At 39.5% G+C, this 17,410-nt stretch carries 11 protein-coding genes; all 11 read left to right on the top strand.

Going from position 1 to position 17,410, the window contains the following annotated elements; genetic code table 11:
- The first annotated feature begins 99 nt into the window (after positions 1 to 99).
- The 11 genes from ACFSFW_RS14660 to ACFSFW_RS14610 all read left to right on the top strand — a co-directional run bounded on the left by ACFSFW_RS14660 (position 100) and on the right by ACFSFW_RS14610 (position 17,311).
- Positions 100 to 1,386 carry an ABC transporter substrate-binding protein gene (locus tag ACFSFW_RS14660; RefSeq protein ID WP_388039337.1) on the top strand — a complete coding sequence of 429 codons (1,287 nt, stop codon included), beginning with the start codon at positions 100 to 102 and terminating at the stop codon, positions 1,384 to 1,386.
- Positions 1,387 to 1,618: 232 nt separating this feature from the next.
- On the top strand, positions 1,619 to 2,545 hold the full coding sequence (locus tag ACFSFW_RS14655; RefSeq protein ID WP_388040320.1) for a carbohydrate ABC transporter permease: 927 nt from the start codon (positions 1,619 to 1,621) through the stop codon (positions 2,543 to 2,545).
- Complete coding sequence (locus ACFSFW_RS14650; protein WP_099361377.1) at positions 2,538 to 3,362, top strand: carbohydrate ABC transporter permease; 825 nt, start codon at positions 2,538 to 2,540, stop codon at positions 3,360 to 3,362. The genes ACFSFW_RS14655 and ACFSFW_RS14650 overlap by 8 nt, the downstream gene beginning before the upstream one ends.
- 380 nt (positions 3,363 to 3,742) lie before the next feature.
- Positions 3,743 to 6,808, top strand: coding sequence for a beta-galactosidase, LacZ type (gene lacZ / locus ACFSFW_RS14645; protein WP_465253935.1), 3,066 nt, complete (start codon positions 3,743 to 3,745; stop codon positions 6,806 to 6,808).
- A 642-nt stretch (positions 6,809 to 7,450) separates the two neighbouring features.
- Positions 7,451 to 8,692, top strand: a complete 1,242-nt coding sequence (locus ACFSFW_RS14640; RefSeq protein ID WP_304216264.1) for an ABC transporter substrate-binding protein — start codon at positions 7,451 to 7,453, stop codon at positions 8,690 to 8,692.
- A gap of 70 nt (positions 8,693 to 8,762) precedes the next feature.
- Positions 8,763 to 9,695, top strand: a complete 933-nt coding sequence (locus tag ACFSFW_RS14635; protein WP_099361380.1) for a carbohydrate ABC transporter permease — start codon at positions 8,763 to 8,765, stop codon at positions 9,693 to 9,695.
- Positions 9,692 to 10,513 carry a carbohydrate ABC transporter permease gene (locus ACFSFW_RS14630; RefSeq protein WP_099361381.1) on the top strand — a complete coding sequence of 274 codons (822 nt, stop codon included), beginning with the start codon at positions 9,692 to 9,694 and terminating at the stop codon, positions 10,511 to 10,513. Before ACFSFW_RS14635 ends, ACFSFW_RS14630 begins: the two co-directional genes overlap by 4 nt.
- A gap of 29 nt (positions 10,514 to 10,542) precedes the next feature.
- Positions 10,543 to 13,602 carry a glycoside hydrolase family 2 TIM barrel-domain containing protein gene (locus ACFSFW_RS14625; RefSeq protein ID WP_388039332.1) on the top strand — a complete coding sequence of 1,020 codons (3,060 nt, stop codon included), beginning with the start codon at positions 10,543 to 10,545 and terminating at the stop codon, positions 13,600 to 13,602.
- Positions 13,603 to 13,646: 44 nt separating this feature from the next.
- Complete coding sequence (locus ACFSFW_RS14620) at positions 13,647 to 15,323, top strand: amylo-alpha-1,6-glucosidase (protein WP_388039330.1); 1,677 nt, start codon at positions 13,647 to 13,649, stop codon at positions 15,321 to 15,323.
- A 50-nt stretch (positions 15,324 to 15,373) separates the two neighbouring features.
- Positions 15,374 to 16,255 (top strand): DMT family transporter, encoded by an 882-nt coding sequence (locus tag ACFSFW_RS14615; protein WP_388039328.1) that lies wholly within the window; start codon positions 15,374 to 15,376, stop codon positions 16,253 to 16,255.
- A gap of 54 nt (positions 16,256 to 16,309) precedes the next feature.
- Positions 16,310 to 17,311, top strand: coding sequence for a LacI family DNA-binding transcriptional regulator (locus ACFSFW_RS14610; protein ID WP_388039326.1), 1,002 nt, complete (start codon positions 16,310 to 16,312; stop codon positions 17,309 to 17,311).
- Positions 17,312 to 17,410: the final 99 nt, after the last annotated feature.

The following is a 17,410-nucleotide window of genomic DNA, read 5'->3' as shown; positions in this document are numbered from 1 at the left end:
AAAATATCGTCCTAACTCATACGCTCTACGTGATGATAACATTGAAATTGTAAGAAGGATAACGCTTACATTAACAGACATTCTTAGGGGGATATAAACATGAAGAAAGTAATGGCACTATTGATGGTTAGCATGCTTTTGTTGGGTGCGTGTTCTTCGGGGTCTTCGAATAGTACTGAACCGGAGGGAAACTCAGACTCAAATGAGATTACTGTTTGGGCATGGGATCCAAACTTTAACATTAAAGCAATTGAATTAGCAAAAGAAGCGTATGCAGCTGAAAATCCAGACGTCAACGTCAAGATCATTGAGAATGCGCAAGATGACATTGTGCAAAAGCTGAATACGAGCTTAAGTTCTGGTACAACGAAGGGATTACCAAATATCGTATTAATTGAGGACTATCGTGCACAAAGTTTTCTACAAGCTTATCCAGACATGTTCCATCCGCTTACTGGAACTTATAAAACAGAAGACTTTGTTCCATATAAGGTAGAAGCAACGAGTGTAAATGACGAAAACTATGGTCTTCCATTTGACTCCGGAGTAACTGGATTATACGTGAGAACCGATTACTTAGCAGAAGCGGGTTATACGGTTGAAGATTTACAAAACATCGACTGGAAAGAATACATTGAAATTGGGAAGAAAGTAAAAGAAGCAACGGGCAAGAGATTGCTTACTCTTGACCCAAATGAGTTAGGAATAATTCATACTATGATTCAGTCAGCAGGTGAGTGGTATGTTGAGGAAGATGGGACTACGCCATATATAGCTGATAATGAAGCTCTAAAAAAGTCTTTTGAGATTTATAAAGAACTTGTTGAGAACGACCTAATGAATTTCCACTCAGACTGGAATCAGTTCTTGGCTACATTTAACGGTGGAGAAGTTGCGACGGTAACGACTGGGAACTGGATTACTCCTTCCATCAAAGCCGAAAGCTCTCAATCTGGTAAGTGGGCTGTAGTGCCTCATCCAACTTTACCAGGCATTGAATCTGTAAATGCATCCAACCTAGGTGGTGCATCATGGTATGTTCTAAATGTTCCGGGTAAAGAGAACGCAGTTGATTTCCTTACAAAAACATTTGGTTCGAATGTAGACTTGTATCAAAAATTAGTAACTGAAATTGGGGTAATCGGTACATATACCCCAGCTACAGAAGGAGAAGCTTATCAGACAACAGATGAATTCTTTGGTGGTCAATCTATTGTTTCAGATTTTTCGAAATGGGCTGAAGAAATTCCACAAGTTAACTATGGGATGCACACATATGCGATTGAAAGTATTTTAATTGTGGCAATGCAAAATTATCTGAATGGACAAGACTTAGACCAAGTACTTAAAGATGCACAACAACAAGCGGAAATACAAATCAAATAATATATTTGAATTTAATAGTCCTCGGAACTCACCGGCAGTACGGAAGTGGGCTCTTCCGGGGCTATTCTTATAACTTTATTCAGTAGGGGCTCAAACCCCAACTGAATAAAGTTAGAGCCTCCGGCGGATGCCACGATTTTTCAAAGGAAATTTTTCGAGCTAACTCGAAAAAAATCGGGCGCAAATACGCCAAGGCGCATTTGATTCGATAAGTAGGGAGTTGAGAGAAGTGATACAAGCAACTACGAAGCAGAACTTAGATACGAAACCAAGAAAGTATAACAACAAACTCCGGTTTAAAAATGGACTAATAGGCTGGTCGTTTATCTCAATAGCAACGGTCATGATCTGTATATTTTACTTCTATCCAATGGTCCAAGCGCTCATTCTATCATTTCAATCAGGTGCTGGAACCAATCTGCAGTTTGTAGGTTTCGATAATTACATGCGGTTATTTACGGATCCGACGTTTATAACGGCTGTGAAAAATACAGTTATCTACCTGATCATCCAAGTACCTGCCATGATCATTCTGGCATTGTTTTTATCGGTTATGTTAAATAATAAAAATTTGAAGCTAAAAGGATTCTTTCGCACGGCTATCTTTTTACCGTGTATTACGTCACTTGTCGCGTATTCGGTCGTATTCAAATATTTATTTAGTACAGATGGCATCATTAACAAAATGCTGATCAACCTGTCGTTCATCGCAGAACCGATTCAATGGCTAACAGATCCTTTTTGGGCAAAGGTAACGATTATTATCGCAATCACATGGCGTTGGACAGGCTATAATATGATTTTTTATCTATCTGCTCTCCAAAATGTGGATAACTCTATTTATGAAGCTGCAAAGATTGATGGTGCAAATGCTTTTCAACAATTCTTTAAAATTACAATTCCAATGCTAAAGCCGATTATTTTATTTACATCGATTACATCAACCATTGGTACGCTTCAGTTATTTGATGAGGTGATGAACATAACAAAGGGTGGACCTGGTAATGCGACATTAACAATCTCTCAGTATATTTATAATCTCTCATTTAAATATACTCCTGATTTTGGCTATGCTGCGACAGTGTCATATGCAATCGTGATTATGATCATTTTCTTCTCGATCATTCAGTTCAAAGTAGCAGGTGATAAAAATGCATAAAATAAAACAGGCTTTCGTTTATATCATTCTATCGATTTTTACGATCATTTCTATTTTCCCATTTCTATGGATGATTGTTAGTGCGACAAATAAATCTGTTGATGTGACAAATGGGAGGTTATTGCCTGGTACACATTTGCTGGAAAACTTCCAGAACCTATTAAATTCGGTTAATCTTGTTCCAGCGTTAATGAATTCAGCCATTATCTCGATCGCAACGACCATTTTATCTCTGATCATTGCATCGCTTGCAGGGTATGGCTTTGAAATCTACCGGAGTAAGGCAAAGGATGTAGTCTTTAATATCTTGCTTCTGTCGATGATGATTCCTTTTGCAGCACTGATGATTCCGCTCTTCCGGATGTTTGGGACGATTTCTCAATATGCACCTGGAATTGGGATAGATACGTTAACGGCTGCTATGTTGCCAAGTATTACAACGGCATTTCTGATCTTTTTCTTCAGACAGAATACAAAGATGTTTCCAAAAGCGCTACTAGAAGCGGGACGAATGGATGGTTTAACAGAGCTTGGTGTATTCTTCCGTATCTATGTACCAACGATGAAAACAACCTATGCGGCGGCAGCCATCATAACGTTTATGGCAAGCTGGAACAATTACCTGTGGCCACTCGTTGTGCTACAGTCACCAGAAAACCATACGATTCCATTGCTTATTTCGAATCTTGGTTCGAGTCATGCACCTGATTTCGGGATGATTATGACAACGATTGTGATTGCAACATTACCAACAGCCCTCATCTTCTTCCTACTTCAAAAGCATTTCGTTGCAGGAATGATGGGGTCCGTAAAATAACCAGGCTTATTTCTAAAAGATTGTTGCTTTTTGTTAATAAATTGCAAACCATGTTGATTGGAGCGTAGGGTGGCGACTCCAGCGGGAAAAGCGTGAGACTTGAGACCCCGCAGGAGCATCAGCGACTTGTCCAGTTGCAGCGGCTAGAAACTCAAGAAATTTCAACTCCTCCTTCAGAGGCAAAATACGCCTCTTTGTCGGAGTCTCCAATTTTCTCGTTTCTGGCAAGCCGCCTACACATTTCGTTGAGGAGGCTCAAGCCACGCCCGCGGAAAGCGTCCACCTGAAGCGGAAGTCAACGATATAAAAACAACAAGGCTTACGAAAACATCCAGTAACTAACACCATTTGGTAGACGAATAGAAAGGAAGAATATGATGATGTCGAATACTCAAATTCAAGAAACAAAACGAGATCAAACTCCAAGTATCGATTGGCTAACGGATGTAAATGTGTTTGCAGTGAACCGAATACCAGCTCATTCTGACCACACTTACTATGAAACATTAGAGGAAGCGAAAGAAGCATCTGCAATGAACATGCGTTACGACTTAAACGGAAATTGGAAATTCCATTATTCAATCAACCCTGATTCAAGACCAGAGCGTTTTTATGAAACGGACTTTGAGTGCTCAGCTTGGGAAAATATTATCGTTCCAGGCCACATTCAATTACAAGGATTTGGAACGCCACAATATGTGAATACAATTTATCCGTGGGATGGACATCAAGATATACGGCCTCCAGCAATCCCGACAGATTTTAACCCAGTTGGCAGCTATGTGAAGGACTTTAAAGTACCTGAGAATATGGAAAACAAACCTGTGTATATTTCATTTCAAGGTGTAGAGTCTGCATTCTACGTTTGGTTGAATGGAGAATTTGTTGGGTATAGCGAGGACAGTTTCACACCTGCTGAGTTTGAATTAACTCCTTTTATAAAAGAAGGTGAAAATAAACTGGCAGTTGAGGTGTTTCAACGTAGCACGGGAAGTTGGTTAGAGGATCAAGACTTTTGGAGATTCTCTGGTATTTTTAGAGATGTCTATCTTTATACCGTACCTGAGATTCATGCACAGGATATCCACATTCATACCGAACTTAACTCTTCTTTTAAAAAGGCAGAGCTAAAAGTAGATTTTAAGCTTCTCCCAAATGTCCCTGTTGGTTCGCAAATCATAGTTGAGCTTTGTGATAAAGAAGGGAACAGAGTAGCAAAAACAAGTCGTGCGCTTACGGCTGTAAAGGGTTCAGTATCGATGGAGGTAGAAGCTCCAACGTTGTGGAGTGCGGAAAATCCGTATTTGTATAAACTCTTTATCCAAATTTATAATGCTTCAGGGGAACTTGTTGAGGTTATTCCACAAAAGGTTGGATTCCGGAAGTTTGAGATTGTGGATAAAATCATGCGACTCAATGGCGAGAGAATCGTATTTAAGGGTGTCAATCGTCATGAATTTAATCACCGAAGCGGCCGTGCGATTACAAAGGAAGACATGCTTTGGGATATTAAAACAATGAAACAACACAATATCAATGCCGTCCGTACCGCACATTACCCAAATCAAAGCTATTGGTATGAGTTATGTGATGAATACGGAATCTATGTGATTGATGAAATGAACTTGGAAACACATGGATCCTGGCAGAAGATGGGGCAGGTAGAACCATCATGGAATATCCCTGGGAACAAACCGGAATGGAATGATATTGTTTTAGATCGAGCCGTTTCAATGCTGGAGAGAGACAAAAACCATCCCTCCGTTTTGATATGGTCATGTGGGAATGAGTCATATGCAGGTGAGGTTATTTTAAATGTTACTCATTACTTCAAATCTGTTGACCCAAGCCGACTAGTCCACTATGAGGGTGTGTTCCATAATCGCGACTACAACGACACAAGTGATATGGAAAGCCGGATGTACGCAAAGCCTGCAGATATTGAGGAATATTTAACTGACAATCCTGAAAAGCCTTATATCAGCTGTGAGTATATACATGCGATGGGGAATTCCCTTGGAGGTATGCACAAATACACGGCTCTTGAAAATAAATATGAGATGTACCAAGGTGGATTTATTTGGGATTATATCGACCAATCCTTGGTGAAAAAAGACCGCTATGGTCAGGAGTTTCTTGCGACCGGAGGAGATTTTGGCGACCGCCCTACAGATTATGGATTCTGTACAAATGGCATTGTCTACGCCAATCGCGAACTATCACCAAAGATGCAAGAAGTAAAATACCTCTATCAAAATATCAAACTTACTGTTGATAAAACAGGCGTAACGATTAAAAATGAAAATCTATTTGAAGATACATCAAATTATGAACTAGAGTACGTTTTATTCCTAGATGGAAAAGAATTGTACCGCAATCAAGACCAAACGGTGGTGATTCCTGCACAAAGTGAAGGTCGAGCTGAATATAATTGGCCAACAGACTTACTCGATGAAGCAGGTGAATATGTCATCCATGCATCTTTCAAACTGAAAGAAGAAGAGAATTGGGCAGATCCAGGCTATGAAATTGCTTTTGGCCAATATGTGTTTGAGGAGAAAAAACGGATTGCTCAAGTTCCTAGCGGGAATTTACGAGTAGCATACGGAACACAAAATGTTGGTATACACGGTACTGATTTTACAATCATGTTTTGTCGAAAGGCCGGCAGTCTGATTTCGATGAAATATGGAGGAAGAGAGATGATTGAGGCCCCACTACTTCCACTATTCTGGAGAGCAACTACCGATAATGATAGAGGATTTGCTCAAGGGTTTGAATCTGGGTGCTGGTATGCAGCTAGTTTAGCTCGTAAATCGATTGGCTGGGATGTAGAGGAAAAAGAGGATCGTGTAGAAGTTACTTTTGCCTATAAATTCTCAATTCACTCGGAAATTGAAGTGAAGAATACATTTACTGTATTTGCAGATGGAAGTGTTCGTGTAAAATCAAACTATCATGGCGCTGACAACCTTCCACAAATGCCAATCTTTGCTCTTTCATTTAAGGTTTCTGCGGATTATGACCAATTAGAGTGGTACGCGATGGGGCCGGAAGAAAATTATTCAGACCGTGCTGCTGGCGCAAGGCTCGGGGTATTTAAAAATACAGTTGCAGACAACCTGTCTGGATATGTAAAACCGCAAGAATCGGGCAATCGCACGGGAGTACGTTGGGTAAACCTTACAAACCGTGACGGACAAGGAATTAAAATTGCTTCCACATCTCGTCCAGTAGAATGTAATTTCTCACCTTACACTGCCTTTGAGCTAGAAAATGCCGCTCATCATTATGAACTGCCAAATGTACACTACACAGTTGTAACTGTGGCAGGCAAACAAATGGGCGTTGGAGGAGACGATAGCTGGGGAGCACCTGTTCACCCAGAATACCTGATAAATCCAAACGAAGACATGGAATTTGAATTTACGATTAGCCCAATCTAGGGTACCTGTTCTCGTGCCCGAACTAAAAAACAAGTCGATTTTCCAATTGTGGGGAATCGGCTTTTTTGCTATTGATGATTTAGTTTTAGTTGTGTAAGCATGAAGACCACTTCGGGTGAAAAACATGACTAAAGTGTACTTCATAAGCCTGATGAAGTACAGTATGAGCAAAAAACTCGCTCGAAAAGTCCTTCATAAGCCCGATGAAGACCATTTGGAGCAAAAAACTCGCTAGAAAAGTCCTTCATAAGCCTGATGAAGCCCATTTGGAGCAAAAAACTCGTTCGATATGTCCTTCATAAGCTCAATGAAGCCCACTTCGAGCAAAAATATCAATTAGATAGTCCTTCATAAAACAACAAGCCGAAATTTCCCACGCCCTGGGACAAGGGACCTGTCCCCGTGACCCACCAGAGCCCTGTTTTTACTAAAACTAACTAATCCGATACGTACACTTTACCGAAAAGAAAACTCGTACTCTCTCTTTTACTAAACGAATAAAACACCTGTAAAACCCTACCATAACTACAATATAACCCAGTTTATACCAAAATAAATTTTAGTAAAAATGAAAATAAAACCGTTTACATTTAGTAAAAGTCAGAATATAATGAAGGTGTCATATAAAAAGGAGGCGCAATTATGAAGCTAGTAAAATTTAAATCTATTTTCTTTTTATTCATCGCAGCAATGTTGCTTTTAGCAGGTTGTAGCTCATCATCGGGGGAAAGCAGTGGTGACACTACTGAAGATGGAAAGGTAAAACTTCGATTTGCTACATGGGATGTTGGTGACGATGTTGACTTACAGCAAGAGATGATCGACAAATTCAATGAAACTCACGAGAATATTGAAGTTGTTTTAGAGGCTTACGGAAGTGAGTATGATACAAAAATTACAGCTGGTATGGGTGCGAAAGATGCTCCGGACATTATGTATATGTGGAACTACCCACAATACAAGGATGCATTAGAACCACTGGATTCTTACATTGAAAAAGAAGGCGCTGAGTACAAAGACAATTTCTATGAAACTCTTTGGAACTATAACTCAGCGGATGACCAAATCCTTGGATTACCAGTTGGATACACAACACATGTTGTTTATTACAACAAAGCTCTATTTGATGAAGCAGGTGTTGAATATCCACAAGCAGATTGGACTTGGAAAGACCTTCAAGATACAGCTAAGAAAATAACAAACAAAGATTCAAAGGTTACTGGATTTGCATTCTCAGGAAAGCCTGACCCATATGATTTCGAAATGTTCTTATGGGGTAACAACGCAGCTTACGTTGATGAAGAAGGAAACTTAAAAGGAAACCTTGATTCAAAAGAATCAGTTGAAGTGTTTGAGATGTTCCAAAACATGGCGAAAGAAGGCTATGCGATTCCAACTGAGGGTTCAGGAGCTACAGAAATGAAATCTGGTAAAGTTGCCATGTTTGTATATGGTGCATGGGGACTTAATCCATTAACAGAGGCTGGAATTGATTATGGTGTAGTTGAATTACCGACGTTTGAAAATGGAAAAAGTGTTAGTATCTTAAGTTCTTCAGGTATTTCTATTTCTAAGAATTCTAAGCACAAAGAAGAAGCATTTGAGTTCATTAAATTCTGGACTGGCGAAGAAGCAAACAAAGCAAGAATTGATTTCGAACTACCAGTTCTAAAATCTGTTGTAGAAAGTGAAAAGCTTGAGGAACACGAAATGAAGAGTGTGTTCTACTCCATGTTAGAAAAGAGTGAGGGCTATACTCCTGCTTCCTTCATCGTAGAGGACTGGAGTCAGGTGTCCGACAATCTAAACTATGTATTCGAATCAATCTTTAACCCAAGCACAATGGTAGATCCTAAAGAAGCATTAAAGGACGCTGCTCAGTAAATAACTTAACGTGGTAAAGCACTTGTACAGTGCTTTACCCTATTTTCTAATCTGAATAAGGGGTCATCTTATGTTAAATAAAACAAAGAAAGCGAATAGCTATCAGCTGGTAAGTAGGAAAGTACCCTATTTATTTATCTCACCTTGGATAATCGGATTTTTGGTGTTCACTCTTGGTCCATTAGCTTTTTCATTAATCATGAGTTTTTTTGATTGGCCAATTACAAGTGCACCAAGCTTTGTGGGTATCGACAACTATAAAACGATGTTCACTGACGATCCACAATTTTATAAATCTTTAGCCATTACATTTAAATTTGCCGCGATTTTTGTGCCGTTAAACTTAGTTACTGCCCTAATCTTAGCGCTCCTCATTACTCAACCATTAAAAGGAATGAAAATTTTCCGTACCATTTTCTATTTACCTGCGGTTGTATCCGGAGTTGCGATTTCAATTATTTGGGGCTGGATTTTCAACTCTGAATATGGAATTTTAAACTACCTACTTTCATTAGCTGGTATTGAAGGGCCAAAATGGCTTGTCGATCCGAAGTGGGCAATCCTGACAATCGTTATTGCGAGTGCCTGGGGTGTCGGAACAATGATGCTTATCTTTTACACAGACATTAAAGGAATCCCGCCAGAATTATATGAAGCAGCAGCAATTGATGGTGCGGGTCCGTTTCGTCAGTTTTTCAGCATCACAATCCCTAGTATTACACCAACAATTTTATTCAACGTGATTACATCGGTAATCGCCGCACTGCAACAATTAACACTTGTCTTACTTTTAACCGGTGGAGGTCCGTTAAAATCAACCTATTTCTATGGACTATATGTATATAACAACGCCTTCAAACACCATGAATTAGGATATGCAAGTGCAAACGCATGGTTTATGTTCATCGTCATCTTAATCTTAACGATGTTAATCTTTAAATCATCATCCACATGGGTATTTTACGAAAATGAAGTGAAAAAAGAAGGGAAGAAGAAAAAATGAAGATGTCAAGGAAATATAAAATCATAATGTACAGCCTTCTTGGATTATTTTCACTTTACTTCTTACTACCATTTGTGTGGGTAATCCTTTCTGCGTTAAAAACAGAGGCTGAAGTGTTTAGCTTCCCACCAAAGATTTTCCCGGAAGTGCCACAGTGGGGAAACTTTATGGATGCTTGGAACAGTCAACCATTTGGAACCTATTTTAAAAACTCGGTCATCGTAACCGTGATGACAACGCTAGGTCAGTTGATTTCTTGTTCTCTAGTAGCCTACGGATTTGCAAGATATGACTTCAAATATAAAAATGGACTCTTCATCTTGTTGCTTGCAACGATGATGATACCTTGGGACGTAACGATGATTCCGTTATACATGGAATTTAACTTTTTCGGATGGATTAACACATTAAAACCATTAATTGTCCCAGCGTTTTTTGGATCAGCTTACTATATCTTTTTATTAAGACAATTCCTTATGAACATACCGAAGGATCTTGAAAATGCAGCGAGAATTGATGGAGCAAACGAGTTCCAGATTTTCTTTAAAATATTCTTACCGATTATGAGAGCACCACTTATCCTAATCGCTGTATTAAATATTTTATTAGTATGGAACGATTACTTAGGTCCATTAATTTACCTTCAGGATCAATCAAAATATACATTAGCACTAGGACTTGCAGCATTTAAAGGAATTCATGACCTTCAAATTCTACCAATTATGTCGATCACGTTAGTCATGATTATTCCACCAGTTCTCGTGTTCCTAATTGCGCAAAAGTATATTGTCGAGGGAATCAGCGGTTCAATCAAGTAATTCACCATAGTTATGCGGAGGAAGATAATATGCGACGAGAGATGAAAAGATGGGAGAATATCCATCTGACTGGGATCAACAGACTCCCTGCACATACCGATTTTTATAGATATGAAACAAAAGAGAACGCAAGAACGTTTAACAAAGAAAGTAGTATCGGCTATACATTGCTTGACGGCGTGTGGAAGTTTTTATTTGTAGATGCACCAGAGCTTTCACCAAAGGGGTTTGAGGCGGAGGACTTCGCAGTCGAAGGTTTAGACGATATCGAAGTGCCATCCAGCTGGCAAATCAAGGGTTATGGAAACATGCATTACACAGATGTTTTGTACCCATTTGCTATCAACCCACCATTTGTACCACAGGAAAATCCAACAGGGATTTATTTTAGAGAGTTAGAGGTTTCTGATTTAGCAGACGACGAAGCCCTTATTTTAAAATTCAATGGGGTTGACTCTGCATTTGATTTATATGTGAACGGACAGCATGTCGGTTACAGCAAGGTTTCTAGAGTACCGTCTGAATTTGACATTACAGAGTATGTGAAACAAGGAAGCAACCGCCTAACGGTAAGGGTGTATCAGTTCTCTGATGGCACTTATTTAGAAGACCAGGATATGTGGTGGCTTTCAGGTATTTTTAGAAGTGTGGAGCTCTTTAAAATCAACAAAAATACGCTTCAGGACGTTTTTGTGGAAACACTGCCTGATGAAAACTATGAAAATTTCACCTTGAAAGTCGGTGGTGAATTTTTAACAAACGATGTAAAAGGTTTATTTGCAACTCTATATCACAGAGATGAGAAAGTGGATCAGTTTGACATCGAAGTGGCTGACGGAAAATTCGAGACTAGTAAATTAGTAGAAAAGCCGCTTTTGTGGAATGCAGAGGAGCCAAATCTATACCATCTAGTTTTTGAATATTGTTTACCAAACGGTGATAAGGAAATTGTGCCGCTTCGCGTTGGTTTCCGTTCAATTGAGGTCATCGACAATGAAATTCGTGTCAATGGAAAACGCATTTTCTTTAATGGGGTGAACCGTCATGATTCACATCCAAAGACAGGTAGAACGGTAAGTTATGAAGACATGCTTCAGGATATTAAAATGATGAAGCAGTATAATATTAACGCTGTTCGTTCAGCGCACTATCCAAATAATGATGTATTTTATGATTTATGTGATGAGTATGGATTATACGTAATAGATGAAGCGGACCTAGAGTGCCATGGCTTCGAAAACACGGGTAACTATAACTGGATTTCCGATAATGAATTATGGGAAAAACAATATGTAGACCGTGCAGTTCGTATGGTAAAAAGAGATCGCAACCACCCAAGTATTGTGATGTGGTCATTAGGAAATGAGTCTGGAGCTGGGCGCAACTTCACAGCGATGTACAATGCGATTAAGGCAATCGACCCTACTAGACTCGTACATTATGAGGGAGACAGAGTTGCAGCTTACAGTGATGTTTACACAACCATGTATACTCGCTTAAAGCCACTTGAAGAAATCGGTAAAAATGCAGAAGGTAAGAAGCCTCATATCCTATGTGAGTATGGACATGCGATGGGGAATGGCCCTGGTGGTTTAACAGAGTACCAACAGTTAATGCGAAAGTATCCTCGATTACAAGGTGGATTTATTTGGGAATGGTGTGACCATGGAATTGAAACGACGAATGAAAATGGTGAAACGTACTATCTGTATGGCGGCGATTACGGCGACTTCCCAACTAACGGAAATTTCTGTATTGATGGGCTAGTCTATCCAGACAGAACCCCATCACCAGGACTAATCGAATACAAAAAGGTCATCGAACCGATTGTGACGGAGGAAGTAAACGTAGCAGAAGGAAAAATTCGTGTGAAGAACTTATACGATTTTAAAAACATTAGTGGAATCGTGCTTCATATTGAAGTGAAATCCTTCGGTACACTTATCGAGGAAAAAGAAATCAAGCTACCGAGCATTCAGGCTCATGAAGTTGCAGAAATCACGTTGCCAATCGATGTTGCAAAAGCTGCGCAGCATGACGATGTTCGTATCTACCTAAGCTATCGGGAAGCTGAAGATACTCTCTATGCGGAAAAAGGACACGAGATTACAAAGGAAAGCTTTTTACTAGATTCTACGAAACTTGAAAAAAGTGTAAAAACTATCGCGTCAATCGGATCTGATTTCATTATTGAAGACGAAGCAGCTCAGCTGATCGTTGAAAATGATATGTTCAAGGCTGTTTTCTCAAATGTGTACGGAACACTTGAATCCTTCGAATCAGAAGGGGAAGAGATCATAAACAAAGGCCCTGAAGTAACGCTTTGGAGAGCAATTATCGACAATGACATGTATAAAAAGGATGACTGGATTAACAAGTACTTCCTTAAAAACACAAAAGAACAGCTTGGCGAAGTAACCTATGAGGTGTCTGAAAATCATGTGGACGTGGTTATCACGAAGTTCTTATCAACCGTAAACCAAGCGTGGGGCTTCCATTTAACATATAATTACCGGATCACGAAAAATGGTGCGCTTAACATTGATCTAAAAGGTGAAAAAGTTCTACGTGGCATAGAAATTCCAGAAATGCTGCCACGTATTGGCGTAACAATGAACTTTAACCAAGATTACAACGATGTTACTTGGTATGGTCGTGGGGATTCTGAATCCTATCAGGATACGAAACGTAGCCAACCAATTGGACTTTACAACAAGACCGTTGAAGACATGCACACTGATTATGTGTATCCACAGGAAAACGGCTCAAGATGTGATACCTCTTTCCTATCGCTAGCGAAAGGTGACCACAAGTACCTAATTAATTTTAAAGAAGAGTATGACTTTACGATTCATGATTATGAGACAAGTGCACTTGAAGAAGCGAAACACCGCGGAAATATCAAGAAGTCACCATTCAATGTGTTGACCATTGATTATAAACAAAGTGGTGTTGGAAGCAATAGCTGTGGTGAAGAGCAGTTACCTCCATATCGAACCGTGATTGAGGACTTCCGCCTTCAATTTGAAATAAGAAAGATTGAAAAGGATAGCCTAGTAGAAGAAAGTAAATTTTTCACAGCACGTTAAGAGAGCAGGGGAAACCCTGCTTCTTCCATAAAGGAGAATTATAGATGAATTTAGATATTAGAGAAATTCCTTTTTCTAGATTTGGTTCTTATTTTTGCGTGTCACAGGAGAAGGATTCTAAAGAAATTTATATACGCGATGTTCATGGTGGGGATGACGCACCTTCAAAGCTTTTTAAATTGGATCTTTTGCAGGATGGTATTGAAAAAGAATTTGAGATCCTCGCATCTGAAACGACCTTGCGTTTTTATGTAGTAGAGGACTTAGAGAAATATGCGGAAATCATCATTCCGGAAGAGGATGAGCTGCATATTGATGTTCATGGAGTAGAAGTACGTTTGCAGGCAAGTAAAGTAAAATACGATACGTTACATGAATATGAGGATGGAATGTATGAGTACCATATCTATCCGAAGGAATTAAAGCTGATGATCAGCAAGCTCAGCGGAGAAATGTCAGTTGAAGCACCATGGAATGTCATCGGCAATGATTTTATTGACATTCGCATGAGTAATGGCCATTTTGTGATTGAGAGCTATCGGACTGTTTTTAAGCCAAAGGAATATGCAAGCTTTGAAGCGGGTAAAGAAAAGGTCGAGAAACTCTATCAAGAGTGGGTCGGAAATATCACAGAGAAAAATGAAGTCTACCAAGCTTCGATTGACCGTGCGTCGTATATCACTTGGTCAAGTGTCGTTCACCCAGATGGCCTTTTAAAAGATTACGCCATGTATATGTCAAAGCTTTGGATGTACAATATTTGGTCCTGGGACAATTGTTTCAATGCGTTAAATTTAGGAGCTAAGTATCCAGAACTAGCGTATTCCCAATTAAAAATCTTTATCGATACACAGGATGAATCTGGGGCATACCCTGATTTTGTGAATGATAAATTTGTATCCTATAACTGTATTAAGCCTCCGATTTTTGCATATGTTTATGAAAAACTCATGGAAGAAAATGATTACTTTAAAGATGAAAACCGCTTAAGAGAGGTTTATGAATCTACAAAAAAAGTTATAAAGTATTTTGACCTATATCGAACATATGAAGGTCGACTTCCACATTATAAGCACGGCAATGATTCCGGCTGGGACAATGCGTCTTTATTTCATCGTGGTATGCCGGTTGAAGCACCTGACCTTGCTAGCTTTTTAATAAGAACATATGATATTTTAACAAAATTTGCGGGCATTCTTGGAGAGCAGGATGAAGCAAAGCAGTTTACAGATAAAGCAGATTCAATGTTTGCTTTATTAATGGATAGATTGTACGACGAAAATGGATTCTTTGGCCGCGTAGGTAAAGATGCTGAAAAGATCGACATTCGCTCAAGCTTGATACTGCGTTTGCCTGTTTTAATCGGGTATCGTCTTGATACAAAGGTAATGGATCAGCTTGTGGCTGACCTTACGGAAAACTTTGAAACGAAATATGGATTTGCAACAGAAATGCCATCAAGCCCATTTTATAAGGAAAATGGCTACTGGCTTGGACCAATTTGGGCACCAGTCACCTATCTTTTTATTGATTCATTAAAAAGTTTTGGCTACAGTGAAATTGGAGAAAGAATCAGAGAGAAATATTTGAATCTAACACTCGTCGGCGGAATGGCAGAAAACTTCGACCCGCATAACGGAACAGGGCTCGTCGATACCTCCTTCACGTGGACATCAAGCGTCTTTCTTCAATTAATGGGACACACTGTCCCACGAGTTTAATAAATGGGACGAGGGACCTGTCCCTTGAGTCCCAATAGGTGGAGGTTTACATGCGGAAACATTTTGGGGAAATAGGTCTTACGATAGTAGCCATCATTTGGGGAAGCGGGTTTGTGGCGAGCGCGGTGTCGCTGGAACATTATACACCTTATCAAATTCTAGCAATCCGTTTCCTAATTGGTGTTCTTTTGTTAAGTCTAGTCTTTTTTAAGAAACTAAAACACATCAAAAAGAGTACGTTAATCAAGGGTTCGATCATTGGAATCTTTCTATATTTAGCATTTGCTCTACAAACAGTCGGGTTAGTCTATACCACGCCATCGAAAAATGCCTTTTTGACGGCGGTAAATGTGGTCATTGTTCCGATTATTGCATTCTTTATCTTTAAACGAAAAATGGATAAGTTCGAGCTCTTGGGCGCAGTGCTTGCGATAACAGGTATAGGGGTATTATCACTTCAGCTCTCAGGTGGTATCAACTTTGGAGACTTCTTGACTCTATTATGTGCGGTTGCATTCGCATTTCATATTTTCTACACGGCACAGTTTGTGAAGGATGAAGATCCAGTGCTATTAACGGTTATTCAAATGGCGGCTGCCACAGTTTTGGGTTTCATCGTCGTCCTTTTCAAAGGAGAAATGAATTTTGCGGCTAGTTTTGAAGGAGTATCGGCGGTTCTGTACTTGGGAGTTTTCTCCACAACAATTGCGTTTTTACTGCAGACAGTCGCTCAGAAATTTACGACCGAAACAAATGCAGCCATCATATTATCAACAGAAGCATTCTGGGGCATGGTATTCTCCGTGATCATTTTAAGTGAAGTGTTAACAACAAGAATGATCATCGGAGCCATCATTATTCTTGTAGCGATCATCATTTCCGAAACAAAACTGAAGTTCATAAGGAAAAAAAGCTACAAAGAAGCAGTGTAGTAAACGGATATCTGTATTAAAATGGAAGTATAAAGAAAAAAGTGGGTATGATATATGGCGACAATTAAAGATATAGCAGATTTAGCACAGGTTTCCATGGCAACGGTCTCGCGGGTGTTAAACTATGATGAAACGTTAAACGTTGCACCAGAGACAAGAAAGCGAATTTTCGAAGCGGCAGAGGAACTAAATTATGTCGTTACCCCGAAAAAGAAAAAAACAAAAAAGAAAGGGATAGTGGGGCTCTACTATTCCTATTCACTAGAAGAGGAATTGGTCGACACCTATTATCTTTCGATTCGGGTTGCATTAGAAAAGAAGCTTGAAAGCTTGGGGATGGAATTATTAAAAATTACAAAAGACGACACAAAAAGAAGTCTATCAAAATTGGACGGAATCATCTGCCTTGGAACCTTTAAAAAAGCAGATATTGAATTGATTAAGAGCTTTGAAAAACCATCGGTGTTTGTGGACTCAAACCCAGATGAGGATCGTTTTGATGCTGTTGTCATCGATTTTACTTCTGCGACGAAAACGGCGCTCAACTATTTGGTTGACTTAGGACATAAAAACATAGGTTTTATCGGTGGCGTTGAAACAGATATGTATGGTAATCGGTTCAAGGACTTACGACAGGATGTCTTTGAATGCTATTTAAAGGAAAAAGGAATTTTTAATGAGGAATTCGTCAAAATTGGCGGCTATAATCCAAAGGATGGCTATCAGATCCTTAAGGATATGCTCAGTCAGAACGAAAAACCAACCGCGGTGTTCGTAGCAAACGATTCAATTGCAGTCGGTTGCTACAAGGCAGCCTATGAATTAGGTGTTAAAATACCGGAGGATCTAAGCATCGTCGGCTTTAATGATGTGTCCTCTGCACAATACATGATGCCACCGCTTACAACCGTTAAATTGTACACGGAAATTATGGGAGAATCCGCGGTCGACTTACTGCTTGAGCGAATTGCAACTAAGCGTGAAATCTGTAAAAAAATAACCATTCACACAAAGCTCATTGTCAGAGGCAGTGCTACAAAGGCAAAAAAGAGCTAACTTATAATCCGCGAAACGGACTAGTTTCGTGGATTTTTATTAGTCTTTTTAAACCACACGCTCTGCGTGTGTGCAAACGAAACTTATAGAGTCGTACCA

Origin of the sequence: Ferdinandcohnia salidurans (assembly GCF_042680725.1) — a bacterium.
In the GTDB taxonomy this organism is placed as follows: Bacteria; Bacillota; Bacilli; order Bacillales; family Bacillaceae_L; genus Ferdinandcohnia; species Ferdinandcohnia salidurans.
This window is presented reverse-complemented; position numbering and strand designations above follow the sequence as displayed.

Coding starts and splice junctions, on each gene's coding strand:
- lacZ (WP_465253935.1), top strand. CDS start 3,743: ATGTCGAATACTCAAATTCAAGAAACAAAACGAGATCAAACTCCAAGT.
- ACFSFW_RS14625 (WP_388039332.1), top strand. CDS start 10,543: ATGCGACGAGAGATGAAAAGATGGGAGAATATCCATCTGACTGGGATC.
- ACFSFW_RS14660 (WP_388039337.1), top strand. CDS start 100: ATGAAGAAAGTAATGGCACTATTGATGGTTAGCATGCTTTTGTTGGGT.
- ACFSFW_RS14640 (WP_304216264.1), top strand. CDS start 7,451: ATGAAGCTAGTAAAATTTAAATCTATTTTCTTTTTATTCATCGCAGCA.
- ACFSFW_RS14635 (WP_099361380.1), top strand. CDS start 8,763: ATGTTAAATAAAACAAAGAAAGCGAATAGCTATCAGCTGGTAAGTAGG.
- ACFSFW_RS14650 (WP_099361377.1), top strand. CDS start 2,538: ATGCATAAAATAAAACAGGCTTTCGTTTATATCATTCTATCGATTTTT.
- ACFSFW_RS14620 (WP_388039330.1), top strand. CDS start 13,647: ATGAATTTAGATATTAGAGAAATTCCTTTTTCTAGATTTGGTTCTTAT.
- ACFSFW_RS14630 (WP_099361381.1), top strand. CDS start 9,692: ATGAAGATGTCAAGGAAATATAAAATCATAATGTACAGCCTTCTTGGA.
- ACFSFW_RS14610 (WP_388039326.1), top strand. CDS start 16,310: ATGGCGACAATTAAAGATATAGCAGATTTAGCACAGGTTTCCATGGCA.
- ACFSFW_RS14615 (WP_388039328.1), top strand. CDS start 15,374: ATGCGGAAACATTTTGGGGAAATAGGTCTTACGATAGTAGCCATCATT.